Raw genomic sequence first — 25787 nt, forward strand, 5'->3', positions numbered from 1 at the left:
GGAGGAGCGCACATATGCGGGCAGTGTTTTACACGGAATCCATGGAAGAATACCAGATGCTGTCGGGAAAGCTGCTGGAGGAGATACCGGATGCAGAGCTTTATTATATGGAACAGGATGGGTATTTCCACTTTTGGGACAGTGATATGATCGTGGTTGCACTGGACGGTGCACGGGGGATGGAAACCGTACTGGAGTGCAGCAGCCGCTATCCGCAGGCAATGATTGTGTGGGTGACAGACGATGAATATTTTGCAAGAATGGCGATCCGCCGCCACATCTTTGACTTTATTCCCCGACCGCTTTCGGAGGAAAGGTTTTTGGAGACGGTGAGGAACGCGGCGATGCAGTGGGAATGGAAATCGGGGCGCAGACCCCTTCTGGAACAGGAGTGATACAGGGATGAGAACGATAAAACAGAAATTACAGAAATTATCTGCGTGGGTGCTTGCTGCAGCCCTGCTGGGGAGCAGCTTTGACGGCTTCCTGTCGGCGGAAGCGGCGGCAGCCAGTGAAAATAATGCTGCAATTCTTTCATTTTCTGAACTTTCGGAGGATGTAAAAGAGCAGACGTTAAAAACAGGGGCGGCAGAATCGGAAATCCGTCTGCCGGATGAGCTTGGGGTTACGGTGGAGCTTCCGGATGCAGGAAACTCTGGAGGAGAGGACGAAACGGATACCAACGCCGCAGAGCCGGAGACGCAGCAGAAAACAGAGCCAGAGACACAGTCGGAACAAACAGAGCCGGAACCGGAACAGACAGAGCCGCAGAGCAATGGGCAGCCGACGAATCAGACCCCGGATGAAGTAGGGGGAGAGGAACAGACGGATACCGGCGTTACAGTGACGGAAACGCAGGAATCTGTGCAGGCTGATACGACAGAAGAAATACCGCCGGAGACAGTGCCGGAACAGGTGGAGACACAGGGAGAGAGCCAAAGCAAAGAGCCGGCCGCCGAAGTGCAGAACCAGCCGGAAACATATCCGGAAGTTATTTCGGAGCCGGAAGAGGCAATACAGGAACAGTCGGCAGGCAACATGCCGGATGCGACGGCGCCGCAAACTGTGCCGGAAGAGAAAACCCAGGAAACGGAAAACACACAGGCGGAAGAAGAGGACGGTATCCTGATGTCTTTGCTGGATGCGGTATTCCCGTCCATGACTGTTCATGCGGCGGAGCAGCAGAACAGCCAGACGGTTACTTTGACAGGCATTACATGGAAGATAGATGAAAACCAGAGCAGCAGTGGAACCTTCCAGTCCGAAAAGGCGGCTGAATACGTTTATGTTCCGGAACTGCCAGGAACGGTAACGATAGATGATATAGATTACACGCTGGAGCTTGGAGAAAGCGTACAACTGCCGAAGATTACGGTTACGGTTGCAGAAAAAACAGACGGATATGGAACAGTGATTTATGAAGGTACAACCGGAGACTGTACATGGACGCTGTACGATACAGACGGGGATAGTACAGAAGACCTGCTGGTAATCGGGGGAACCGGAGCGATGCCGGATTACTCTTCTTTGGCAGATAGACCCTGGAACGACTACTGGAAAAACATAAAAAAAGTAGTTGTAGAAGAAGGGATAACAGCTTTAGGGAATTCCGCATTTAGATCTTGTTCCAATCTGGAAGAGGCAGCACTTCCCTCCACGCTGGGGAAGATTGGAACCAGTGCTTTCTATAGTTGTACAAGTTTGGATACATTGGTCATTCCTTACGGTCTCACCGAAATAGGAGAAAATTCTTTTGGAAACTGCAGCAGTCTGAAATCTATTACGCTTCCGGATACGTTAAAAAATATCGGGGAGTATGCATTTTACTGTTGCGGGCTGGTGGAGATTGAAATACCGGAAGGTGTGGAAACGATAGATTATAGAACATTTTGCGAGTGCGATTCCTTACAGAGCGTAATTTTGCCGGATACACTGATAAGCATTGGAGAGGATGCATTCTATCATGACTCCAATCTGACTATTATCGTTCCGGAGGGCGTCCAGACAATCGGAAACGATGCTTTTTCTAAGGCAAAGGCGGTTTATAACCTGTCTGACTGTGCCGTAACCGGCAGCAATATTTCTAAGAAGGTGAACTGTGACAAGATCACGCTTGTGGAGAACGGGAAATCCAGTGAGCAGCGCGTGCTCCCTGCAGACTGTGTAGCGGGAAGCCGATATGCAGGTACGAAATATGACGCTTCTTGCTATTACTCTTCCGGTGAGGGGAATACCGCCTGGTATGTGAAAAACGGCGATACCTATGAAAAAGTTACATCAGGAACCAGCTTCCAGAATACACCGACCTTCTATTATGCGAAGGCATTTGATGATACGACGGTGGAGGCAGAGGCAGCGGGAGAATCCGGGGATTCCTATACGCTGGTGGTGAAAGATAAGGAAACAGGGGAAATACTGACAGAGGGGACGCATTACACACAGAAAATGACAGGTTCCACAGACTGGGTGGAAACAGATACCGGTTCCCTTGCAAAAACAGTAACGGTAACCATAACGGGAATTGCCGGAGGCGGTTATGTGGGAACAATGGAAACTACATTCCAGATCAGTGCGGAGGCAGAAGCAAGCGTAACGGCGGATGGGAGTACAAAGAAGTATCCTACTTTTGAGGACGCATGGAAAGCGGCGCAGGGAAAGACGGCTGAGGTAACACTGCTGGCAGATGTGGAAGTCAGTGAAACGCTTACAGTAACGTCTGGCAGTAATATTACCTTAAAGAGCGAAAAGGATAGCAACTATACCATCTCCGGAAATGTCTTTAATGCATCAAGCGGATTGATCAATATTGCTTCCGGGGGAACCCTTACGCTGGAGAGCGGAACCGTTGAAAATGGAGCGGGCGGAAACAATGCCATTGCAGTAAATGGCGGGCACTTTGTCCTGAAGGGCGGAACTGCTGCGGCAACGGCGGACGGACATTCCGGCGTCTGCGTGTACAACAGCGGGACGGCACAGATCCAGACGGGGAACGTCAGCGGGGATATCGGCGTGGCGGCGGCTTCCGATGGAAGTACCATCACTATTTCGGACGGAAATATCAGCGGCAGGGCAAGCGGCGTGTATGTCAGCGGTTCCGGGGCAAAGATCACGATCACAGGAGGCAGCATCAGCGCTTCCAATACAAAAGGGGAAAACGGTGCAGACGGCGCGGCACTCAGAATCCAGAGTTCTGGTAGTGCGCTCCTTTCCGGAGGAAGTTACAGCGGTGCATATGGCATCCTGATTGATAGCGGAAACTCTATTACGCTGAAAGAGCTTTTAAATGTAGGCGGGGACCTGAAGTATGCTTATTATTCCAATGGGGTGCTGGTTACGGAAGGTCTGGACGGTAAAGCACTGACTGGTCCGCTGACTGTAGAAAAATGCGGACACAGTTACAAAACCTGGACAGATAAAGAAGATGGAGAAAACCACATCGGAACATGCGTGGTATGTGGGCATGAAGAAACAAAACCCCATGACTGGGATACAGACGGAAGCTGTAAAGCAGAAGGCTGTACTGCACAGGCGGAAGCCAGCGTAACTGTGAATGATGGGGAACCGGCATATTATCTCACCATCGAAGAGGCATGGAAGGCGGCGAAAAATATGACTGGGACAGCGACTGTTACCCTGTTGGCAGATGCAGTGGTTACAAGTTCGCTAACTGTGGAGGATAACGAGGAGATTATTTTTACAGGCAAAAGCGCGGATGGTGCTGTTCATACGCTTTCCAGCGACATGTTGTATTACCAGGGGGTGATTGCTGTCAATGGAGGCAGTTTTATCATGAAAGACGGCTCCATCGTCGGTACTTATTGGGCGTTGGTTGCAGAGGCTGGATCGGTAACGATTGATGGAGGAATCATCAACGCTGGCATTGGTTATGGGTTGATGGTGTATAAGGATGCTCCGGTGACTGTCACACTAAGCGGCGGAACCTATATCGGAGGTAATGGAGGTAATTACGCTGTGGGAGGCAGCGGTTCAGTTGGAAATTATCTGGCGAATGGCTATGCTTATAAACAAGGTGGCACATGGGTAAATGACACAACAGTTACCGAACTGACCGGTACTGTCACCGTAGAAAAAGCCCCAATCCAGAGCGTGAGCATTTCACCGACCACGACTACGATGACCTACGGTGATATGGCACCCACCCTGACAGCTACTGTAACACAGCCGGATGACAGCACCAATGACGTTACTTATCAGTGGTATCTTGATGGGGTGAAGATTGACGAGGCAACAGGGGAGACCTACACTCCTGATAAGCTGGATGCAGGCGAGTACGCATACACATACACATGCACCGCCACTGTAGACGGGTATTTCCTTACTAGCACAGCAACCACGGTAAAAGTGGAGCAGAGAGAACTGGAGTTGGCCATCATCGGAGAAACTACAAAAACCTATGACGAAACGACGAATGCTCCGGCAGGTCTTTCTATTGAAATTAGGAACATTGTTTCCGGGGATGATGTGACTGTAGCGGCGGAGTCTTACACCTATAACAGCGCCAATGTGAAGGAAGCGAAAACTATCACTGCCAATGGTGTGACCCTGAGCGGGGACGATGCTAGTAACTATAAGCTGCCGGAGGGTTCTGTCACCATAGATGGAACAATCACGAAGGCTACCCCCGTTATTACTTTCTGGGATTCTTCCATTACGAAAACCTATTCGGGCGAAGCATTGAACTATCAGTTTAAAGACCGCATAACCGTGGATGGTGCGTCGATTGAAGATATTGATTTCTCATGGAAGGATTCTGCGGGTAACCTTCTTGATTCTGCTCCCGTTGATGCAGGAACCTATACTATAATTGCTACGATTGCAGAAACAGATAACACAGCGGAAGCCACGAATAGCATACAAGTATATATATTGACTAGAACTGTGTACGATCCCACCATCACGTTGGAGAAGGACAGCTATGAATACGATGGCACGGAGAAGAAACCCGAAGTCACAGTCATGTACGGCGATATGATAATTGACGCCAAGGAGTACACCGTTACCTATGCCAATAACACGGATGTCGGTACTGCTATTGTGACCATCACAGACGAGGAAGGCGGCAACTATGAGGTCAGCGGTTCTACTACGTTTGAGATCACCAAGTCCGATCTGTCCACCGCCACCGTGACGCTGGAGCAAACCAGTTTCACCTACGACGGTACCGCCAGGACTCCCGGCGTTACCGTGGTCAAGAACGGGAGAACGCTTGAAAAGGACACGGATTATACCGTGACTTATGAGAATAATGTGGATGTCGGCACTGCCTCTGTGACCATCACGGCAGTGGAGAACGGCAGTTACGAGGGCTCCCAGACTGTCACTTTTAAGATAAGGCCGGTGGAGGAGGTCATCTCCGTGGAGGTTTCCTGGGATGCGCTGGAATACACCTATACAGACGGCGCATGGAATCCGGACACCTACACCCATGAGGAAGGTAAGTGGACGGCGGACAATGGAGGAGACTCCATCACAGTCAAAAACACAGGCAGCGTGGATACCACGGTTTCTTATCTGTACAGCCCGTCTGTTACGACGGTATCCGGCAGATTTTCCGGCGATGACGGGAACTTTATCGATGCGCCTGTAGCTCTGCCCAGGGGAGAAGAAAAGAAAGCGTACCTGGCGCTGGCGGGCAGACCGTCTTCTGATTTTACGGCCGGGATGCTCGGCACGGTCACAGTCACGATAGGAGGTGAGGAATGATGCAGAATGCAAACCGGGAAAACGGGAACAGGAGCAAGATTCTGATCCTGCTTCTCCTGCTCATCACGGTCATCGCTGTCGGTGTGACCATATGGGCGCTGTTCTTCCGGGATACGGCTCCGGCACTTACGCCGGACTATGCGCCCCAGCAGGAAGAAACGAACGCAGAACCTATTGGGGATGAGGATGATGAAAAGCTGGAAGCAGAGGAGGGCGGCGGAGCCGTATCTTTAAGCTATTCCAACGAAGTAGATATCTCCCTGTCAGCGGGGACGGCAAAGCTTTTCTTCGCCAACCCGACGAAATCCACGCAGGACATGGTGCTGCAGATCGTGGTACAGGATGAGATCATCGTCCAGTCCGGCCTGCTGAAGCCCGGAAACCAGGTGACAGCGCTGGAGCTGCTGGACGGCGCGGCGGGGAAGCTGTCGGCGGGAGGCTACGAAGGGAAATTTGCAGTGCTGTACTATGACCCGGACACCGGGGAGAAGGCAGTGGTGAACACAGAAATACCTGTCACCATCACCGTCAGCGAATGAAAGTGGTTTACAGCCTCAAAGCATCAGCTGGAGGTGTAGATAAACAGGGAAACGGGCGCCCTTAAAATGCCCGGACGATCAAAACTGAATGGAGGAATATATCATGAAAAAAATGATCACAGCGTTTTTGGCACTGTCTTTGATGGCAGGCATGGGAACCGCCGCTCTGGCAGCGGGAGGCAGCGGGACTGTCGGGGAGAATGGGAGCCAGCCCATTGACGTCACGGCAAAGTATACGGGAGGCACCGCCACGGATACGGTCTACAGCGTGGATATCGTATGGGACGATATGACTTTTACCTATCACGAGAGCGGTACCCGTACATGGAACCCGTCCGACCACACCTACACGGATAACACCTCCGCCGGATGGGATAAGACCACGGCAGGCGTTACCGTGACGAACCATTCCAATGCGGAGGTTGCCGTTGCCCTGGAATACATTCCGGTTACCGGGAACGGCATAAGCGGCGCGCTGGATGAACCGGCATATACCCTGAACGCCGGCACAGAAAACGGCTATGCTTCCGCAGACAGCAAAAAGTCTACATTTACCATCAGCGGTACGCCGAACGCGTCGGTCAGCGCTGAGGGCGTGACGGTCGGTACGATCACTGTGACGGTCTCCGCCGCACAGTAAACAGCCGTTTTGCGCAGAATGGCACGGGACTGTTTCTGACCTTCCGGAAGCATTCCCGGACCGCAGAGACGCGAAAGATATTTTTTGAAGAAAGAGAGGATGATTTATTACTATGAGAAATAAGAAGACAGCAGCATTGTTTCTTTCCCTTGCGCTGGCCTGCAGCGTGAACATCACCGCTTTTGCAGCGGATGAAAGCCCCAAGACAGTTGACCAGATCGGCGGCAGCGCTGTGGCGAATGTCACGGGTACTTATAAAGAAGGACAGTCCGGCGCTGCAAGATATAAGGTAGATATCGCATGGACGGACCTGAGCTTTACTTATACGTCCGGCTCCGAAGGCACGTGGGATCCGGACACTCATACTTACAACGGAGCTACAGAGGGCGGCTGGGGCAGCCAGTCAGGAACCATTACCGTTACCAACCATTCCAATGCCGGGATCACGGCAACGCCCGCTTATGAGGCGAAAACAGGTTATGAGAGTGCCGGGATGGCATTTACGGGGATTTCCCTGCAGCTTGGCACCGCTGACAACGGGAACGGTGAGAATGGCGCAGGGAAGGAGACAGGAGGGACCCTGACCGTCACACCAACCGGTACGCTCCCGGAAAATACGAATGGGGATACCATCGGCACGATCACGGTTACGATCTCAGCGTCCGAATAGGCAGCGAACTGACAGGACGGCTCTAAAAATAGTGGCCGAAAGAAACATGAGAGGAGGGGCAGAACGTCTTGAATCAGAAAAAACAGAAAAATCTGTTGCTGCTGGCGGCAGTCCTTTGTGCGGCTGCCCTGGCGGTGATGACCGCAGTCCTTGCCTTCGGCGCCGGCAAAGGGACCGGACAGACAGAGTTTACCCCTCCTCCTTTTGACCCTTCTGCTGTTCAGGGGACGCCTGATGTACCGGATGGTCTGGGATGGGAGGAACTGGATGCGCAGGCTTTTCAGGTCTCCGTCTGCGGTGCTGTCATCCTGGACGGGGACACGGCGGATATCTGGCTGACGAACCCGGCGGAAAATACGGTCTGGTTAAAGCTGCGGGTGCTGGATGCGCAGGGAGATACGCTCGGAGAGACCGGGCTGATAAGACCCGGAGAATATGTGCAGTCCGTCACCCTTGATGCGCTGCCAGAGGACGGAGACGCCGTCACACTGAAGCTGATGGCATATGAGCCGGAGACCTATTACTCAGGGGGAAGCGTATCCCTGAAAACGACAGTCATGATGGGAGGTGGGAAATGATGAAGAGGAAACGGACCGGGGCTTTGGGCGTCGCCCTGCTTTTGTGCCTGCTTATGGCGTTCCCCTGTTCTGCGGCAGCACCGACGGAAAGCCGGGAGACCAGGATCGAGGTACGTGCGCGGTATATCCAGGAGTCAGACAGGTATACTGCCCCTGTGGAAAACGGGGAGGCAGCGGCGGCGCTGGCTGATGGAAGCAGCGTGGCGGTCAGCGGCGTCACGGGAAACGGGCTTTGGCTGGTGGTATACCCCATCCCGAAAACGGACGCGCAGGGATGGAGCTGGTTTGAAAGCTGCATGGCAGCCTATGGGACCAATATTTATCCGATGGATATTTATTTCGTCGATCAGGATGGGAACCGTGTGGAGGTCAGCCGGACAGTCACGGTCACAGTGGAGACGCTGGAAACGTATGCGTCCCCGGTCATCTGCCACCTTTCCACGGAAGGCAATGTGACTGTGATGGACAGCAGCGTGGACGGAAAACGGATCACATTCCGGACGGACCATAACAGTTATTATGTGCTGGCGGAGAAGAAAGAGGAGCCCGGCAGTGAGACGGAGGAAACGGAGACTACCGGCAGCGAAACGGAGGAAACGGAAACGCCAGCCAGCGAAACGGAGGAAACCGAAACGCCAGCCAGCGAGACGGAGGAAACCGAAACACCCGGCAGCGAAACGGAGCGGACATCCGGCCCGGCGGCAGGCAATAGCACCCGTCCCGGAAAGAATGGCAGCACAGGGAAGGCCAGCCCAAAGACCGGCGACGACTCCGATATATGGATGTGGATCGCCCTAATGTGTATTTCCGGCGCTGGCATCGCCGTAATACTGACAAGGCGCAAACGGAGAGCCTGAATACCCGCCACTTGGGGCGGAAAGAATAAGCCAGATCATACCCCGCAGCTTGCTGCGGGGTATTTGACATCAGGTATTGGAGAAAAAATCTCCAAATAAAGAAGCTTTGGTTGACGTTATGGCGGATATTCTATATAATATACATGGAGGTGCATTGCCATGTTAATAAAAATTAATATAGAAAATTTCAAATCGTTTGATCAGGCAACGGAATTGACAATGATTTCGTCTAATAAAATACGCACAAATGCAGGACATCGCTTAAAGATTAAGAGTACACAGTTATTGAAATATGGCGTTGTTTATGGCGCTAATGCGTCAGGAAAAACAAATCTGACAGAATTTTTTCGCTTTTTTAAAGAGTGTGTGCGGACTGGGATACCTATGGACGCGGTTCAGATGTTTTGCAAGAATCGTGAAGAAAATAAGGACAGGAAAAGTAGCTTTGAAATTCAGATGACCGTAGGTGATAAGTTTTACGCATATGGGTTTTCCGCAATTTTAAGTAAAAGGAAGATTACCGAAGAATGGCTTTATGAGTTATATCAAAATGGAACGGCACGTTGCCTGTTTGAAAGAGAAGGAAATAAACGTCCGATATTAGATCCATCCATTACACTTACCAATACGGAAAGAAATAAGTTTGAGATTTACGCAGATGATTTCGAGGGTAATGAAAATTCCTTGTTCTTAACAGAAATGAACAGAGGTAAGAAATATACCAGTCGTACAAAACTTATGTTTTTTAGAGATGTATTTGATTGGATACAGAATCATATTTCCGTCATCACACCAAATATACCGTTGATCGATTTAGAATATTACTATGATGATGATTCTTTGAAGTTGATTAATCAGTTGATTGAAACATTTGATACCGGAATCAATCAGGTTAAGATTGAAGAAATTACATTGGATGAGTTGGAAAATGCTTTGCCGAAACCTGTTTTTGACAGGGTAATGAGTCATGTAAAAGGAAAACTTTCTGAACAGGATGAACCGTTTTTCCGTATGACTATGCGGTCAAATGAAAGCTTTTTCAACATTCAGGTGGAAGGGCATAATGAGCCAAAAGTGACAACGATCCGTTTGCATCATAGCAGATCATTTTTCGATTTTGGATTTGAAGAAGAATCTGATGGTACGAGACGCTTGTTTGATTTAATGGATATGCTGTTAAATAAGCGGGATGATGTGCTTTATGTTGTGGATGAACTGGAAAGAAGCCTGCATCCAAAACTAACAGCAAGATTTTTGGAATTGTTTATGGAACTTCATAAAGAGGATAGGATGCAGCTATTGTTTACAACACATGAGTCTGCGATTATGGATCAGTCTATTTTCCGAAGGGATGAGATTTGGTTTGTGGAGCGTGATGCGGAAAATGCGAGTACGCTTTATTCATTAGACCGTTTTAAAGAACGCTATGATAAGGTGTTGAGTAAGGCATATCTGGAAGGCAGATATGGTGCTATTCCAGTGTTTTCATCTTTTCATTTCAGAGAGGAGGAGTAAACATGGCGCCTGTCAGAAGTTATACAAATTGGAATAGCAGAGCAACAGATCAGGAGATGCAGCGAGAACCTTACCGGAAATATTTTTTTATCTGCGAGGGGGCAAATACAGAGACATGGTATTTTAGGAAATTGATTGACATTAGAAAATCCTTAAATATTCATCCCCTTATTGATATAAGATTACTGGAGAAAACGGAAGATGACAGAGATATTAGCTATCCGAGAAGGCTGATTCGCTTTGCGGAATCGCAAAAAGACAATCCGGAAATATCTTTTGATAAGGAACGGGACAAAATGATTATCGTATTTGATGCGGACATTTTCGAAAACAAAGTACAGGATTATGATGAAGTAATTGCGTTAGGAGAGAAAAACAATATCCTTGCAGTAAGTAATCCGTCATTCGAATTGTTTCTGCTTCTTCATTTTGATGGTGCGTATGAAAGTGATATTTTTCCAAATGAGAAAGCAATCATCAGGAATGAAAAGGACGGAAATCAAACATTTATCTATCAGTTATTGTTAGGTAAGACGAGAGTTAATTCCAAGAAGAATCCTCAGATTGGCGAACTGGCAAGGAGAGTTGAGACAGCAATTATACAGGAGAAAAAACTTAATGAGGATATTCATGATTGCAAAGGGAAGATTACTTGTAATATTGGAAAAGTAATTGAAACTATCCGTAATGATGATGGAGAATAACAAATAACGTAATAACTGATTTTGGTATTTTTGCAGACCTGGATAAAATTCTGGAAATAGAATGGGAGAATATATGTCACAGAAGCTTTACGAGAAGTTGAAAGAATACGGAGGATCGGATGCCTATCCGTTTCATATGCCGGGGCATAAGCGCAGACTGGGTGTACCGGGAGAGTGCCTGGATATTGATATAACAGAGATAGACGGATTTGACAATCTTCATCACGCCGAAGGGATCTTGAAGGATGCGCAGGAGCGCGCGGCAAAACTGTATGGGAGTGAGGAGACATTTTATCTGGTCAACGGGAGCACGGCCGGTATTCTGGCGGCGATCTCCGCCTGTACATCATATGGCGGGAGACTTCTGATGGCGCGAAACTGCCATAAGGCAGCCTATCATGCCGCAGAGCTTCGCGGGTTACATACGGTTTATGTATATCCGCAATGTGCCAGTGTTACAAAAAATCCGTCGGCAGAGGATGCGGACGATGCAGACAGGTCAGATAATGTTTATGAGACTCTGCAGAGGCAGCCGATGATCGGCGGCAGTATCCGCCCGGAGGATATTCAGGCAGCACTGAGAGAAGATCGTGGGATCCAGGCGGTATTTATCACATCTCCAACGTATGAAGGAATTGTCTCGGACGTAGGCCGTATCGCAGAGATCACACATTCTTTTGGTATTCCGCTGATCGTCGATGAGGCGCACGGAGCACATTTTGGCTTTCATCCGTATTTCCCGGAAAGCTCTGTAAAAAAGGGCGCCGATATTGTAATACATAGCCTGCATAAAACACTGCCTTCCATGACGCAGACGGCGCTTCTGCATCGAAACGGAGCGCTCGTAAAAAGTGAAAGAATACGGAAGTATCTGGGAATGTACCAGACGAGCAGCCCGTCGTATGTCTTTATGGCATCTATGGATGCATGTGTCGGGCTTTTGGAAACATATTCTCACACATTATTTGAGGATTTCGCCAAAAGGCTGGAGGGATTTGCGCAGGAGCTCTGCCGGTTAAAGCATATTCATATGTATAAAACAGAGGGGAGCGGCAATTTTCTGACAGGGCATGGAATTTCGCAGGCGGAAGGTGTTTTTGCGATGGATCCGTCCAAGCTGGTACTTTGGGCGGAAGGAAAGAGCGGAAAGTGGTTAAGCGACCGGCTGCGTGAGCGGTTTCATCTGGAACTGGAGATGGAAGCAGGCAGCTATGCAATAGCGCTCACATCCATTGCGGATACGCAGGAGGGCTTTGACCGGCTGGCGGCAGCATTAAAGGAACTGGATGAAGAACTGGAAAAGAAAGATATTTTTCCGGCTCCTGCCGGGCGATACGGCAATGCGTTTTTACAAAATGAGCAGATACTTACAATAGCAGAAACGGATGAGCGGCCGCAGCAGAGGATACTGCTTGAGGATGCCGCAGGCAGGATCAGCGCAGAGTATATTTATTTATATCCGCCGGGAATCCCTTTGATCGTGCCGGGAGAGGAAATCAGCCGGGAATTGATACGATACTTGTCAGACTGCCGGGATGCAGGCTTATCGCTGCAGGGGCTGCGTGACTATTCCGGAAAAACGATTTCTGTTATATTCGGTGAGAGATAAAAAAGGTGAAAAAAGTAGAATATATGATATGAAAATAATCCACTATTTTGAAAGAATGCTGTCTGTATTTTGCCTGTTTTGAATGCTATACTTTTTGCAACAGCAACGAGATACCAAATTTTTAAGGAGGGTAACAAAATGAAAAAGAGATGGTGTTCAATCGCACTGACAGCAGCAATGGTGGTAAGTATGGCAGCCGGATCTGCACTGACCGTAAGCGCAGAGGAGGAGATTACACTGAGAGTGTTCTCCAATCTGCCGGACAGAAAGAACGGACAGGGACTTGTGGAGCAGATGCTGATCGATGAGTACATGGAGGCAAATCCGAACGTAAAGATCGAAGTGGAAGCATTGGATGAGGAAGCTTACAAGACAAAATTCAAAGCATACGCAATGGAAGGTATGCCGGATGTTGTAAATATCTGGGGACAGCCTTCCTTCCTGGATGAAGTACTGGATGCCGGCGTTCTGGCAGAGCTGAATGAAGCAGATTACGCAGACTACAAATTTATTGAAGGATCTCTTGAGGGCTTCAAGAAAGACGGCAAGCTGTACGGGCTTCCGAGAAACACAGACGTAGCTGTTTTCTACTACAATCAGAAAATGTTCGAGGACAACGGATGGAGCGTTCCGGAAACATATGATGAGCTTTTAGGACTGGCTTCTACGATTACAGAAGCAGGTATCATTCCGGTAGCAATGGACGGAGGAGACGGCTGGCCGATGGCAGTATATCTCTCAGATCTGCTTTACAAGATTACCGGTGATTACAGAGAGACGGTATCCGGCGCTATCGCAAACGGCGATTTCTCTGATCCGGCATTCACACAGGCAACACAGCTTCTGAAGGATGCTGCAGATGCAGGTCTGTTCCAGGTAGGTTATGATTCCCAGGATTACGGAACAGCTATGAACCTGTTTACAAACGGACAGGCTGCTATGTTCTACATGGGAAGCTGGGAAACCTCGATGGCAACGAACGAAGATATTCCGGAGGAGATCCGCACGAATATCCGCGTGTTCACAATGCCGACAGTAGAGGGCGGAGCAGCAACAGCAACAGATATTGAAGCATGGAACGGCGGCGGATATGCAGTTTCTGCATCCTCCGAAGTAAAAGATGAAGCAGTGAAGTTCCTGAACTTCATGTATCAGCCGGATAAGCTTTCCAAGTATGGATGGGAGAATGGCGTTGGTATGTCAGCACAGGATCAGTCAGAGTACATGACCGGAGAAGAGACAGAGCTGATGAAACAGATCGTTGATATCGTGTCTGCTGCAACAAGCGTATCCGGAACACCGGTTAATGACTGTGGTCCGTCCGCATTCAAGACAAGTATTGAGAGCGAGATCCAGAGCGTTTCTAACGGAACAACAGATATTGATACTTTCCTGGCAAACATTGGAACAGCCTGCAAATAAGCTGGTATTGATTGCAAGAGGGTAAATGGCAAAGCGGTTGTCCTTTGGGCAGCCGCTTTCTATACCATCGTTTGTAAGGAAATGCACCGATGACGCGTTTTCTGTATGAACAGTAGAAAGGAATTGGATATTATGAAAAAAATGTACAGCAATAAGCTGGTGATCGCGACGCTGGTCATTCCGGGAGTTGTGCTTTTTGTATTTGCGATTCTGGCGCCGATCTGCCTGAGTGTTTACTATTCTGTTACGAATTATTCCGGCATGGGTTCCTATGACTTTATAGGGCTGGACAATTATGCGGCATTGATGAAGGATACCGCATTTTTCACGGCACTTCGCAATTCACTTTTGCTTGCGATCGGATTTATCTGCATCCAGCATCCGCTTGCGATTATTACGGCAGCGGTGCTTGATAAAAAGGGCGGAAGGGGAGAAGGATTTTTCCGCTGCGTGTACTTTATCCCCAATGTAATTTCGGTAGCGGTCATCGCTTACCTGTGGAAATTTATCTACGATCCCAATTTTGGCCTGTTGAATAACATCCTGAAGATCTTTGGTCAGAAGCCTGTCAACTGGCTTAGTGCGGAGAACGCTATCTGGTCCGTGCTTGTGGTGCTGATCTGGCACGGATTTGGCTGGGGAATGCTGATCTATTATTCCGGCATCAAAAATATAGACCCGACGCTGTATGAGGCGGCAGCCATTGACGGTGCGACGCAGACGCAGACCTTTCTGCGCGTGACGCTTCCTCTGATGAAGCCGGTTATTCAGGTAAATGTGACGATGGCAGTGATCTCTGCGCTGAAGCAGATGGAGACCGTATATCTGCTGACGAACGGCGGACCGGGCAATGCCACACAATTCACGGCAACCTACCTTTATCAGCAGGCATTTAAATCTTTCAAATATGGATATGGTAATGCGATCAGCGTAGTGTTTGTTATTATCTGTCTTCTTGCAACTGTTATTTTAAATAAGGTGTTTGAAGAACGTCAGCCAAAGGAGGTGCGGTAAATGAATACAGCAGGTAAGAAAAAGCTTACGGTAGGAAATGTGATCTTGTGGGTGATCCTGATCTGCGTGGCTGTGATTCAGATCTTTCCTCTGATCTGGCTGCTTGACTTTTCTCTGGCGAGCAGTACGGAAATGTTTACAAGCGGTCTTTTGATTATTCCGGAGAAAATTCAGTGGGGCAACTATGTAAAGGCATTTGTAGATGGTAATTTTCTTCATTATCTGCGCAACAGTGTACTGATCAATGGTCTTGCAGTCGTGCTGGTCATTCTCATTTCTATCATGTCGGCATTTGCCTGCCGCAGAATGCAGTGGAAATTAAGCGGATTTGTGAAAACGCTGCTTCTCATGGGGATGATGATACCGATCCATGCCACGCTGCTTCCGAACTATAAGATTTACAGTATGTTGCATATGACGGACACGATCTGGGCGCTGCTGATCCCTTATGTGGCATTTTCACTTCCGCAGGGGCTGTTTTTGATGACCAGCTTTATGGAGTCTGTGCCTGTGGAGCTGGAAGAGGCGGCTGTCATGGACGGATGTGGAATCTACCGCATTATTTTCCAGATCATAACACCGATGCTGAAGGCATCTATTGCAACAGTTTCCATTATGACGTTTTTGAATAACTGGAATGAATTTATGATGGCGAGTACCTATCTGAGCACACCTACGTGGAAGACGCTGCCATTTTCCGTGCTGGAATTTACCGGCCAGTATTCTTCCAACTATGCGGTGCAGTTCGCGGTCATGGCGCTGACAGCAGCACCGGCGGTTATCGTCTATATGGCGCTGAATAAACACATTACCAAAGGTGTGGCGATGGGTGCTGTAAAAGGCTGATGCCGACGGACAGAATCCTGAAAATATCTGACAGCTCCTGTGATGTGTGATAAAATATGATTATACAGTAAACGCAGGAGGAATCGCGATGAGAAGGATTAAGGAAGACATCCGGAATCTGTCGATCGGGAAGAAAATTATTTTTTATACGTATATTGTAATTATACCTATCTTGGTTCTGATCTGCATTGCGGTGACCGGATACCGGTATTACATAAATCAGCAGGAATATCTGGTTCAACAGAAAGCGGGAATGAATAATCTGGCGCTTTCTCTCAATATTGTCGAGGAGGATGTCCGGTATCTGTCGCTGAATCTGGCGATCAACCAGGAGATACAGGATGTACTGACCTCGGAGAATGCACAGACACTGAATAACGATGCGCAGCTCTGGCAGCACCGGACGCCGGTACAGACGATAGAAGATACCATGGCGCTGAAGGGATATATCAAAACACTGTCTATCTATCCGGAAAATGGCGTTTTTCCTTATCTGCGCTGTATTGATTCAAGCAGCTCTTATATTTCAGATTTAGATGAGCTGAAGGCGACGCACGCGTACCGGAAAGCTGTGGAGCTGCAGGGAAAAGGCCTGTGGGTGAGCGCGGCGAAGGGCAGCGGAGAGATCTATCAGGCAAATCGTTCGGAAAAGCTGGTTTTGTGCCGGGCAATTTTTAACCAGTCCCGCAGCAGACTTCTTGGCTATCTGACGATCGGAATCTCGCAGGAAACGGTGGAAAAATTGTGCCGCAGCGTTCTGGGATCTGACGAGGACGGAATTATTCTGTTAGATAAAGGCGGCAATGAGATCATCAGCTATGGGTATGTAGAGGATGAAATGAGGCAGTATCTGCAGGAGGAACGGCTGACAACTGCTGCAGAGTATCATGGCACAAAGGGGAAATGGGAGATTTATACCGGTCCTATTTCGGATGCCGGATGGCATGTCTGCAAAATTATGCCGAAACAGGGACTTTTCGATCTTTTGCGGGAGGTAGTTTATATACCGCTTCTGCTTTTGCTCGGCATGGTATTTGCCATGTGGCCGATCGTACATGCACTGTCCAAACGGATCAGCCAACCCCTGCAGACGGTCTGTGAAGCTATGGTGCAGTTCCGGCAGGGGGATTTTGAACAGCAGGTAGAGATTCAGACGAATGATGAAGTGGGGCAGGTGGCTGCCTGCTTCAATCAGATGGTAACGGATATCCGGGAGCTGATCAATAAGAATTACATCCTGGTCCTGAAGGAGCGGGAGAGTGAGCTGGCGATCCTGCAGGCTCAGATCAATCCGCATTTTTTGTATAATGCCCTGGACAGTATTTACTGGCAGGCAACAGGCGAGGGCGATGAGGCAACGGCTGAGAGTATTTACGAGCTGGCACAGCTTTTCCGCCTGGTGCTGGGGCAGGGAAAGCGCCGGGTGACGGTAGAGATGGAGATGGCGCTGCTGGAGCGGTATCTGGAGATTCAGAAGCTGCGTTTTCAGAAACAGTTGGAATATCACATAAATATGGAACCGGCGGTCCGGCATGAAATGATCCCGAAGCTGATCCTGGAGCCTTTTGTAGAGAATTCTGTGATCCATGGAATGCAGAGCAGTACGGCAGAGTTTATACTGACAGTAACGGCAAAAACGGATGGTGAGTATCTTGAGTTTCTCATACAGGATACAGGAGTGGGGCAATGTCATTTAGTTAAACAAGACATGTTAGAGAATCCCTGCCATAAAACAGCCCTATATTGGAATGATATGGGGATTTTACCAGCTGTACGAAGCTCTATAACCGGATATGTAGTACAATGGGAAGTTTTTGGGTATGGCAAACAGACAGATTGCATATCTGCCTTAAAAATGGTATACTGCTAATGGCAGTTCCGCTTTACACGAAACGGTAAGCGAAACTGGCCGGTACCTGGAACCTTAGCTGGCGGGCATAGGTTCGGTCTGGCCTGATCGGCAGTATATAACGGCTGATCAGGTCATTTATATTTCCGGGACCCATATGGTCTGAAAGGAATGCAAAACATATTTTTATCGCCATAGACAGATTGACCTGATACGCCCATTTCCCCGTTTCCTTTTTTATAGCGGTATCCATGATTATGATGGTACAAAAATTATACAGCGTCATCCGGCAGAGAATCTCAAACTCAATGTATTCCTGGGATTTGGCGTGGAAGTTTGCGGTTCCGATCGTATGTTTTAAGTCACGGAAGGAAGTTTCCTGGTTCCACCGGAGATGATAAATGTGCCTGATCTGTTCTGATGAGAATTCATCTTCCGGAAGGTTCGTGATGACATTTTCATAAACCCCTTCCGCTATCTGGAAACGGACTACGCGCAGACGCATGCGGTATTCGGGACTGCTTTCTGTGATAAAGTCAAAGGAAACCGTCTTGCATATATAGCGGTAAAGGCTTTCCAATTCGGGATGCTGCCTTTTCTTTTTGGCCATTGACCGGGTAAGTATCACCTCTGCCCACCGGTCCATCTGGCTGGGGAGGCTGCCAATCGCAAGGAGACGCTTTATATTGACATCCTTGGCGCGGATGGCAAAGAAACAGCCTTTCTCAAGCGCATGTGCGAAGACGTTATAGCTGGCAAAGCCCCTGTCTGCAACGAAGACAGGGGAGCCGCCATAAATATAGCGGTCTATAAGCTGGCAGAGGGCAGCAAATTCGTTTTTGCGTCTGCCCGGCTGTATGATGGCATCCAGATACCGCTTGGAAAGCAGGTCATACAGGGAAATGGTATGGATGGAGTTGAACCCCTTCTTTGACCTGCCGCTTGTGGGATGGAAGGTGGAAGGGTCCTGCGGATTCCGCGCAATGTTAAATTCACAGCCGTCTGCGGCAATAAGGGAATACTTTCCCCAAAGCTTTTGTGTAGGAAAGCGGAGGTTAAGCTGTCTGAGGATGTGCAGGAAGGTATCAGGGCGGAGCTTTGCGCGCTGCTGGATGAAAGCGGAAGCCGTCGGAACTTCATCGGGCAGAAAATAGAAATATTTCAGCAACTCATGGCTGATGCATCCACTTTCCATGCAAAGGAAGAAACGGACCAGTTGTAGAAAGCCCAGTTTCCGGTCACGAGTAAAATCCTTTTCGGGATTTTTGACAAATTTGTCCATGCTGCTGGTCATGGAGTTGACGATTGCCCAGAGGGTAGATTTAACTTTTTGCGGGAATGACATACGGGTACCTCCTTGAAATTGAAATGATAATTTTAGCTTCAATTTCAAGGGCCGCTCTCGCTACTTCTTAAAATATAATCAGTAGCGAGAGCGGCCGCACATTTTGGATTCTGTGTCAACCCTTTTTCTTAAATTTATTAAAAAATTTAAGTTAGACCTTCAGATTGATCTTTTTCAATTGCCTTAACTAAATGACATTGGGAGTGGGGATGAACGAAACCCAGCTTCGGAATATCTGGGAAAAAGATTATGAAAAAGCATTTACCGGACAGAAAATAGGACGTTATGGCATCCGTAATGTAAAAGAACGTCTGGAATTGGAGTATGGAGAGAAAGCTTATTTGAATATTGAGAGCCGTGTGGGCGAGGGCACGCTGATAACGATCCGCATTCCTGCTTTGCAGTCAGAAGAGGATACGGCCGGGCAGAAAGAGGATATGGTTCAGCAGTAAGCAGAGAGGGATGAAATGACACTAAGATTATTAATAGCAGAAGATGAGGACATGATCCGCAATGGAATTGAGAAGTATATCCGGCTTCATACGGATCGGTTCGCTCAGATTTATACAGCCCAAAACGGGCAGGAGGCACTGGACATTATTTTTCAAAGCCGGCCGGATATTATGCTTCTGGACGTACAGATGCCGCTGAAGGATGGGATCGAGGTTATGAAGGAGGCAAAGGGGGCGGATATTCTGCCGGCGACGATTATACTCAGCGGATTCGAGGAATTCCGGTATGCGCAGCAGGCGCTGAATTACGGCGCAAAAAATTATATGCTGAAGCCCAGCCGTTCCTCGGATATCCTCGCGCAGATCCTGAAGATTGCAGATGATATAGAGGGTCCGGACAGGAAGGAAACGGTGGAAGAAGGCAATAATTCCGGGCTTGTAGAGCGGGCAAGAGAGTATATGGAGGAATATTACTGCAAAGACCTGACTCTGCAGAAGGTAGCGGAAGTGGTGGGAATTTCCCCTGGGTATCTCTCGACCCTGTTTTCCCAGTTCCTTGGTGTCGGATTCGTTGATTATCTTAATCGTGTGAGAATAGAACATGCATGTGCTTATCTGAAACAAAATTATTTTAAAACGTATGAGATCGCATATAAAGTGGGATTCCACGATGAGAAGTATTTTACGCGGGTGTTTAAAAAGGTAACCGGAATGACACCCAGCGAGTATAAGAAAAATCATTGAGAGGACAGCTTATGAGAGAACGATTATTTTATGAGACAACGGTATTTAAGCGAGATCAGAAGTGTGTAAGTAAGGGAGAGGTTTTGTTTGTACCGGATGTGGATGTGGAAAATAATGTGATAAATATTTATCCGTCTGTAAGGGGACAAAAATTTGAGGGATTCGGCGGAGCTTTTACAGATTCTGCCGGATATGTATACGCCCAGATGGATGATGAGGACCGCAGGAAGCTGATCCATACTTATTTTGATACGGATGAAATGAATTACCGCCTTGGCAGGATCCATCTGGATAGCTGCGATTTTTCCATGGAACAGTATGAGGCAATGAGTGACCCGGAAGATAAAGAGATGGAGAGCTTTTCTCTGGAACGCGCCTTTCAGTATGTGATGCCGCTGCTCAGAGATGTGGAAGCTGTTTCCGGGCGGAAGGTGGAGCTGATGATCTCACCGTGGTCTCCGCCTGCATTCATGAAAACAAATGGGGAGCGGGTTCACGGAGGCTCACTGAAGGAAGAATACCGCGGATGGTGGGCGCAGTATATATGCCGGTACATCCGGAAGCTTCGCGAGGCAGGCTGCCGCATCACAAGAATGTCTCTGCAGAACGAACCGGCGGCGGTGCAGACCTGGGATTCCTGTGTTTATACTGCAGAACAGGAAAAAGAATTTCTGCGGGATTTCCTGTATCCGGCTCTGCAGGAGCATGGACTTGATGATATTGAAATTTTTATCTGGGACCACAATAAGGAACGGGTATTTGAGCGTGCCTGCAAGATCATTGATGAGACGACCGATCATATGATAACAGGGCTTGCTTTCCACTGGTACAGCGGAGATCATTTTGAAGCGCTTTCTTATGTAAGAGACCGGTTCCCCGGCAAAAAGCTTATTCTGTCAGAGGCATGTATTGAGTACAGCAAATACAGCGCGGATGATTATCTGGCAAATGCACAGAAGTATGCCCATGATATCATCGGCAATCTGAACCAGGGCATGACAGCTTTTTATGACTGGAATCTTCTTTTGGACGAGACAGGAGGCCCCAATCATGTGGGGAATTTCTGTGATGCACCGTATCTTTATGATACAAAAGAGAAAAAGCTTCTGGAACGCAACACGCTTTCCTATATCCGTCATTTCAGTCATTTTATCCAGCCGGGAGCAACTTGGATCGGCACAAGCCGGTACACGGATGAAATTGATGCGACGGCATTTGAAAAACCGGACGGGGTGATCCAGGCAGTGCTTCTTAACCGTGAAAAAGAAGAAAAAAACGTGAAGCTGCGTATAGAAGGTATGGTCGCGAAGATCTGCCTTCCGGCGGAATCTATCACGACAGTAACCATTTAAAACAGTATGGGGGACCGTTGGTCCCCTTTTTTGTTGCCATGCATACGACAAAAATGTCCGGTGGATGTTTTTAGCTGCCATGTATCCGAAGGAAGCTGCCGGTGGAAGGTCCTGTAGGTGTGTACGCTGATTGTATATAAAAAAATACAATTCGAAATAGCATTAATAGTTGACGAAAAGTTTATTAATAGTATAATCGAATTCAGGGCGAAAAGTTTAGTAAAAAGTGATTTTTAGTTTAGAACGGCAAGGACAGAAAAAGGAGAGCGAGGGCAAATGGAACAGGACTATGTGAATGCCCAGATCGGCAAAAAGATAAGAGATCTGCGCAATCGCAACGGGTTGACACAGCAGGATCTTGCAGACCGGGCGGAGCTGACGAAGGGATTTATTTCGCAGCTTGAGCGCGGGCAGGTATCGCCGTCCATCGTGACGCTGCTGGATCTGATCGAGTGCCTTGGAACGACAGCGTCCGATTTTTTCAAGGAAGCGGTGGAGGAACAGATCGTGTTCACGGAGGAAGGCTTTTTTGAAAAGGTAGACGAGGGCGGAAACAGTATTCAGTGGATCGTGCCGACGGCGCAGAAGTATCAGATGGAGCCGCTTCTGGTGGTGATGCAGCCGCATCAGAGCCTGGATGAGGATAAACCGCACGACGGAGAGGAATTTGGATATGTGATTTCCGGGAAGCTAAATCTTTATCTGGGAGATCAGGTTTATCATGTAAAGTCGGGAGAAAGCTTTTATTATCCCGCCAAGCGTAAGCATAGGATAGAAAACCCCGGCAACCGGCCGGCAAAATTTATCTGGGTAAGCACGCCGCCGATGTTTTAAGGCGGGCAATAAAAAATATACAGAAATTATGAGGGAGTTGCGATGGAGCAGAGAGAAAATATTATTGAATTAAAACATATCACAAAAACATTTGAGGACGGTTTTCACGCTGTAGAAGATTTCAACCTGGAGGTGAAGCGTGGAGAATTTGTGACATTTTTGGGACCATCCGGGTGCGGAAAGACGACAACGCTGCGCATGATCGCAGGCTTTGATATTCCGACGGAGGGGGAAATTCTGCTGAACGGAAAGCCGATCACGAATCTGCCGCCGCATAAGCGTCCGATCAACACGGTGTTTCAGCGCTACGCTCTGTTTCCGCATATGAATATTTTTGACAATATCGCATTTGGTCTGAAGCAGAAAAAGACGCCGAACAACGTGATCGAAAAGAAGGTCAAAAAGGTTCTGGAGCTGGTGGATCTGGAGGGCTTTGAGAATCGCCGCGTTTCCACGCTTTCCGGCGGGCAGCAGCAGCGTGTTGCAATCGCGCGCGCGGTAGTAAATGAACCGGAAATCCTGCTTTTGGATGAGCCGCTGGGCGCGTTGGATCTGAAGATGCGCAAGGAGATGCAGCTGGAGCTGAAGGCGATGCACAAGGAGCTTGGCATCACATTTATTTATGTGACGCACGATCAGGAAGAGGCGCTTACCATGTCGGATAAGATCGTGGTAATGTCCGAGGGAAAGACGCAGCAGATCGGTACGCCGGAGGATATTTATAATGAACCGAAAAATGCTTTTGTTGCGGACTTTATTGGAGACAGTAATATTTTCAACGGCATTATGACAGGGCACCTGCGGGCACGTTTCTGCGGCGGTGAGTTTGAATGTGTGGATGATGTGGAAGAGGGTACGCATATCACAGCGGTTGTTCGTCCGGAGGATGTGATATTGACGGCTCCGCAGGACGGCACGATCCGCGGCGTGGTAACCTCTGTGATATTTAAAGGGATGCATTATGAGATCACGGTGGCATCCGGTAAAAATGAGATGGTGATCCAGTCGGTGAAATCCGCGAAACCGGGGGATCCGGTGGGAATGCGCGTAGAACCGGATAATATTCATATTATGATCGCAGAAGATCACACAAATATTTTTGCAGTGGAAATTAATAAGAATCACAGGCTGGAGTATAACGGCGAGGTTCTGGATACCAGTCTGACAAAAATCATCAAGGGAAGTAAGCGCGCGGAGGACGGGACGCTTCTGGATGCATCGGGTGAAGAGATCGATCCGCGCAAGATCCGCGTGATGGCGGCGATCGGTCCGAATGATATAAAAATGACGGATCATCAGGATGAAGGGCTTGTGCAGGGCTACATCAGCAACTTAATCTACAAGGGCGACCACTACAGCTATGTCATACACACGGATATGGGGCAGGATTTTGTAGTGAATGATGAGTATCTGTGGAATATGGACGACCAGGTGGGGCTGATCATGCCGGTAGAAAAAATGAAATTTTCGGTGAAAAGATAGGAGGGGGAGCGATGGGAAAAATATCATTTTCCAGAAAAAGTCTGGGAATCCCCTATGCGCTTTTTCTGGCGCTTTTTGTGGTTGCGCCGCTTCTGGTGCTGATCTATTACGCGTTCACAAACGGGCAGGGGCAGTTTACGCTGTCAAATCTGACCGGGTTTTTCACGAACCCGAACACGCTGGGAACGCTTTGCTACAGCTTTGCAATCTCGCTCACGACGACAGCAGTCTGTCTGCTGCTTGCATACCCAACGGCGTATATTCTTGCAAAGAGTAAACTGAAAGCAAAGTCGGTGATCGTGATGATTTTTATTATGCCGATGTGGATAAATTTTTCTCTGCGCATTACGGCGCTGAAGGAAATTCTTACATTAATTGAAAATAACCTGGCATATTATCCGTTTCTTAACGCGGTAATTGGCATGACCTATGATTTTCTTCCGTTTATGATCCTGCCGATCTACAATACGATCGTGAAGCTGGATGAATCGCTGCTGGAGGCGGCGCGGGATCTGGGGGCGAATGACCGCGAAGCATTTTTAAAAGTGACATTGCCGCTCTCGGTGCCGGGAATCGTAAGCGGTATTGCTATGGTATTTCTGCCGGCAATGACAAACTATGTGGTGCTGGATATGCTGTATAACAGCACATACATTATGGGAAGTCTGATCAGCAGTTATTTTGCGGCTTATAACTGGAACGGCGGTTCGATGATCGCACTGATCCTTCTGGCGATTATCTGTCTGTTTACGCTGCTGACGAAGGGTATGGAAGAGGAAGAAAATCCGAGAGGGGGTGCACTGCTATGATGAAGAAAGTCTGGAAAGGCGTGATAATTGCATTTGTCCTGTTGTTTTTATATCTGCCGATTCTTGTTCTGGCAGTGTACAGCTTTACGGATGCCACACAGATTGGCGCGATCCGTGGATTTTCTCTGAAAAATTATGTGACATTATTTACGACGCCTGAGCTGCGGGATATGATCGTTGGAACGATCGCACTGGCATTTTCGGCGGCAGCGATTGCAACGCTGCTCGGTACGATGGGGGCAATTGGTTCTTTTTACAGCGGAAAGCGCGTATCATCTGCACTTTCCACAGTGAACCAGGTGCCGGTCGTGAATGCGGATGTTGTGACCGGATTTTCTATCTGCATCCTGCTTGTAGTGGTTCTGGGGGTGAGCAAGGATACCTTTGTGCCGCTGCTCGCAGGCCACGTGACATTATGCGCACCGTTTGTTTTCCTGTCGGTTGTCCCGAAGCTGAAGCAGATGGATCCGAGCATTTATGAGGCAGCGCTGGATCTGGGGGCAACGCCGGCGGAAGCGCTCTGGAAGGTCGTGATTCCGCAGATCCTTCCGGGAATCGTGTCCGGCTTTGCGCTGGCGGTTACACTGTCTCTGGACGATTATTTTGTTGCAACTTATACAAAGCCGGCTACCTTTGACACCATCAGTACCTACGTGGTAAATGCAACGAAAGGTTCTCAGACAACGATCAAAACGGCGCTGTGGGCATTGTCTACGGTAATCTTTGCGGTCGTTATTCTGATCGTTGTTCTGATGAACCTGCGGGCTCAGAAAGAGCCATCGGAAAGGGCGGAGGTGTGATA

At 48.5% G+C, this 25787-nt stretch carries 22 protein-coding genes; 21 read left to right on the top strand and 1 reads right to left on the bottom strand.

All coding sequences use genetic code 11. The features are described 5' to 3' along the window. The 14 genes from ACLU9Q_RS05375 to ACLU9Q_RS05440 form a co-directional block, all read left to right on the top strand. The coding region (locus ACLU9Q_RS05375) for a hypothetical protein (RefSeq protein WP_412624716.1) at positions 1–395 on the top strand (395 nt) is incomplete at its 5' end. 7 nt (positions 396–402) lie between these two features. Then, the gene (locus ACLU9Q_RS05380; protein ID WP_412624717.1) at positions 403–5724 is read left to right on the top strand and encodes a leucine-rich repeat protein; all 5322 of its coding nucleotides are present in this window, start codon (positions 403–405) and stop codon (positions 5722–5724) included. Further along, complete coding sequence (locus ACLU9Q_RS05385) at positions 5721–6263, top strand: hypothetical protein (protein ID WP_412624658.1); 543 nt, start codon at positions 5721–5723, stop codon at positions 6261–6263. Before ACLU9Q_RS05380 ends, ACLU9Q_RS05385 begins: the two co-directional genes overlap by 4 nt. A gap of 103 nt (positions 6264–6366) precedes the next feature. Next, a complete protein-coding gene (locus tag ACLU9Q_RS05390; RefSeq protein WP_412624718.1) occupies positions 6367–6903 on the top strand; it encodes a hypothetical protein in 537 nt (178 codons plus the stop codon). Between the two features lie 112 nt (positions 6904–7015). After that, positions 7016–7573: a hypothetical protein gene (locus tag ACLU9Q_RS05395; protein WP_296831785.1), complete on the top strand. Its 558-nt coding sequence runs from the start codon at positions 7016–7018 to the stop codon at positions 7571–7573. 68 nt (positions 7574–7641) lie between these two features. Continuing rightward, positions 7642–8151: a hypothetical protein gene (locus ACLU9Q_RS05400; RefSeq protein WP_412624720.1), complete on the top strand. Its 510-nt coding sequence runs from the start codon at positions 7642–7644 to the stop codon at positions 8149–8151. Then, positions 8148–9008: an LPXTG cell wall anchor domain-containing protein gene (locus ACLU9Q_RS05405; RefSeq protein ID WP_302227551.1), complete on the top strand. Its 861-nt coding sequence runs from the start codon at positions 8148–8150 to the stop codon at positions 9006–9008. The genes ACLU9Q_RS05400 and ACLU9Q_RS05405 overlap by 4 nt, the downstream gene beginning before the upstream one ends. Positions 9009–9167: 159 nt before the next feature. Then, the gene (locus ACLU9Q_RS05410) at positions 9168–10523 is read left to right on the top strand and encodes an AAA family ATPase (protein ID WP_296906194.1); all 1356 of its coding nucleotides are present in this window, start codon (positions 9168–9170) and stop codon (positions 10521–10523) included. A 2-nt stretch (positions 10524–10525) separates the two neighbouring features. Beyond that, on the top strand, positions 10526–11227 hold the full coding sequence (locus ACLU9Q_RS05415; RefSeq protein WP_296832153.1) for an RloB family protein: 702 nt from the start codon (positions 10526–10528) through the stop codon (positions 11225–11227). Positions 11228–11300: 73 nt separating this feature from the next. Next, entirely contained in the window at positions 11301–12836 is a 1536-nt protein-coding gene (locus ACLU9Q_RS05420; RefSeq protein WP_296832151.1) for an aminotransferase class I/II-fold pyridoxal phosphate-dependent enzyme, read from the top strand. 138 nt (positions 12837–12974) lie between these two features. Continuing rightward, entirely contained in the window at positions 12975–14258 is a 1284-nt protein-coding gene (locus tag ACLU9Q_RS05425) for an ABC transporter substrate-binding protein (RefSeq protein WP_298513792.1), read from the top strand. A gap of 132 nt (positions 14259–14390) precedes the next feature. Next, complete coding sequence (locus tag ACLU9Q_RS05430; RefSeq protein WP_296832145.1) at positions 14391–15272, top strand: carbohydrate ABC transporter permease; 882 nt, start codon at positions 14391–14393, stop codon at positions 15270–15272. Continuing rightward, entirely contained in the window at positions 15273–16118 is an 846-nt protein-coding gene (locus tag ACLU9Q_RS05435; protein ID WP_296832142.1) for a carbohydrate ABC transporter permease, read from the top strand. It begins immediately after the preceding gene. Positions 16119–16206: 88 nt separating this feature from the next. Further along, a complete protein-coding gene (locus ACLU9Q_RS05440) occupies positions 16207–17988 on the top strand; it encodes a sensor histidine kinase (protein WP_412624722.1) in 1782 nt (593 codons plus the stop codon). Between the two features lie 13 nt (positions 17989–18001). Here ACLU9Q_RS05440 and ACLU9Q_RS05445 read toward each other — a convergent pair whose 3' ends face one another. Then, the gene (locus ACLU9Q_RS05445; protein WP_412624502.1) at positions 18002–19312 is read right to left on the bottom strand and encodes an IS4 family transposase; all 1311 of its coding nucleotides are present in this window, start codon (positions 19310–19312) and stop codon (positions 18002–18004) included. Between the two features lie 209 nt (positions 19313–19521). Between ACLU9Q_RS05445 and ACLU9Q_RS05450 the strand changes: the two genes are divergently transcribed. The 7 genes from ACLU9Q_RS05450 to ACLU9Q_RS05480 all read left to right on the top strand — a co-directional run bounded on the left by ACLU9Q_RS05450 (position 19522) and on the right by ACLU9Q_RS05480 (position 25785). Continuing rightward, entirely contained in the window at positions 19522–19764 is a 243-nt protein-coding gene (locus ACLU9Q_RS05450; protein ID WP_412624723.1) for a sensor histidine kinase, read from the top strand. Positions 19765–19779: 15 nt separating this feature from the next. Continuing rightward, positions 19780–20508: a helix-turn-helix domain-containing protein gene (locus ACLU9Q_RS05455; protein ID WP_296832135.1), complete on the top strand. Its 729-nt coding sequence runs from the start codon at positions 19780–19782 to the stop codon at positions 20506–20508. Positions 20509–20519: 11 nt separating this feature from the next. Continuing rightward, on the top strand, positions 20520–21860 hold the full coding sequence (locus tag ACLU9Q_RS05460) for a glycoside hydrolase family 30 protein (protein WP_296832133.1): 1341 nt from the start codon (positions 20520–20522) through the stop codon (positions 21858–21860). Between the two features lie 276 nt (positions 21861–22136). Next, positions 22137–22694 carry a helix-turn-helix domain-containing protein gene (locus ACLU9Q_RS05465; RefSeq protein WP_296832130.1) on the top strand — a complete coding sequence of 186 codons (558 nt, stop codon included), beginning with the start codon at positions 22137–22139 and terminating at the stop codon, positions 22692–22694. A 42-nt stretch (positions 22695–22736) separates the two neighbouring features. After that, positions 22737–24176, top strand: coding sequence for an ABC transporter ATP-binding protein (locus tag ACLU9Q_RS05470; RefSeq protein WP_296832127.1), 1440 nt, complete (start codon positions 22737–22739; stop codon positions 24174–24176). Between the two features lie 11 nt (positions 24177–24187). Next, entirely contained in the window at positions 24188–24985 is a 798-nt protein-coding gene (locus ACLU9Q_RS05475) for an ABC transporter permease (protein ID WP_296832124.1), read from the top strand. Beyond that, positions 24982–25785: an ABC transporter permease gene (locus ACLU9Q_RS05480; protein WP_330490449.1), complete on the top strand. Its 804-nt coding sequence runs from the start codon at positions 24982–24984 to the stop codon at positions 25783–25785. Before ACLU9Q_RS05475 ends, ACLU9Q_RS05480 begins: the two co-directional genes overlap by 4 nt. Positions 25786–25787: the final 2 nt, after the last annotated feature.

Source organism: Marvinbryantia sp. (genome assembly GCF_047017445.1).
GTDB lineage: Bacteria > Bacillota > Clostridia > Lachnospirales > Lachnospiraceae > Marvinbryantia.

Coding starts and splice junctions, on each gene's coding strand:
- ACLU9Q_RS05380 (WP_412624717.1), top strand. CDS start 403: ATGAGAACGATAAAACAGAAATTACAGAAATTATCTGCGTGGGTGCTT.
- ACLU9Q_RS05385 (WP_412624658.1), top strand. CDS start 5,721: ATGATGCAGAATGCAAACCGGGAAAACGGGAACAGGAGCAAGATTCTG.
- ACLU9Q_RS05390 (WP_412624718.1), top strand. CDS start 6,367: ATGAAAAAAATGATCACAGCGTTTTTGGCACTGTCTTTGATGGCAGGC.
- ACLU9Q_RS05395 (WP_296831785.1), top strand. CDS start 7,016: ATGAGAAATAAGAAGACAGCAGCATTGTTTCTTTCCCTTGCGCTGGCC.
- ACLU9Q_RS05405 (WP_302227551.1), top strand. CDS start 8,148: ATGATGAAGAGGAAACGGACCGGGGCTTTGGGCGTCGCCCTGCTTTTG.
- ACLU9Q_RS05410 (WP_296906194.1), top strand. CDS start 9,168: ATGTTAATAAAAATTAATATAGAAAATTTCAAATCGTTTGATCAGGCA.
- ACLU9Q_RS05415 (WP_296832153.1), top strand. CDS start 10,526: ATGGCGCCTGTCAGAAGTTATACAAATTGGAATAGCAGAGCAACAGAT.
- ACLU9Q_RS05420 (WP_296832151.1), top strand. CDS start 11,301: ATGTCACAGAAGCTTTACGAGAAGTTGAAAGAATACGGAGGATCGGAT.
- ACLU9Q_RS05425 (WP_298513792.1), top strand. CDS start 12,975: ATGAAAAAGAGATGGTGTTCAATCGCACTGACAGCAGCAATGGTGGTA.
- ACLU9Q_RS05430 (WP_296832145.1), top strand. CDS start 14,391: ATGAAAAAAATGTACAGCAATAAGCTGGTGATCGCGACGCTGGTCATT.
- ACLU9Q_RS05435 (WP_296832142.1), top strand. CDS start 15,273: ATGAATACAGCAGGTAAGAAAAAGCTTACGGTAGGAAATGTGATCTTG.
- ACLU9Q_RS05440 (WP_412624722.1), top strand. CDS start 16,207: ATGAGAAGGATTAAGGAAGACATCCGGAATCTGTCGATCGGGAAGAAA.
- ACLU9Q_RS05445 (WP_412624502.1), bottom strand. CDS start 19,312: ATGTCATTCCCGCAAAAAGTTAAATCTACCCTCTGGGCAATCGTCAAC.
- ACLU9Q_RS05450 (WP_412624723.1), top strand. CDS start 19,522: ATGAACGAAACCCAGCTTCGGAATATCTGGGAAAAAGATTATGAAAAA.
- ACLU9Q_RS05455 (WP_296832135.1), top strand. CDS start 19,780: ATGACACTAAGATTATTAATAGCAGAAGATGAGGACATGATCCGCAAT.
- ACLU9Q_RS05460 (WP_296832133.1), top strand. CDS start 20,520: ATGAGAGAACGATTATTTTATGAGACAACGGTATTTAAGCGAGATCAG.
- ACLU9Q_RS05465 (WP_296832130.1), top strand. CDS start 22,137: ATGGAACAGGACTATGTGAATGCCCAGATCGGCAAAAAGATAAGAGAT.
- ACLU9Q_RS05470 (WP_296832127.1), top strand. CDS start 22,737: ATGGAGCAGAGAGAAAATATTATTGAATTAAAACATATCACAAAAACA.
- ACLU9Q_RS05475 (WP_296832124.1), top strand. CDS start 24,188: ATGGGAAAAATATCATTTTCCAGAAAAAGTCTGGGAATCCCCTATGCG.
- ACLU9Q_RS05480 (WP_330490449.1), top strand. CDS start 24,982: ATGATGAAGAAAGTCTGGAAAGGCGTGATAATTGCATTTGTCCTGTTG.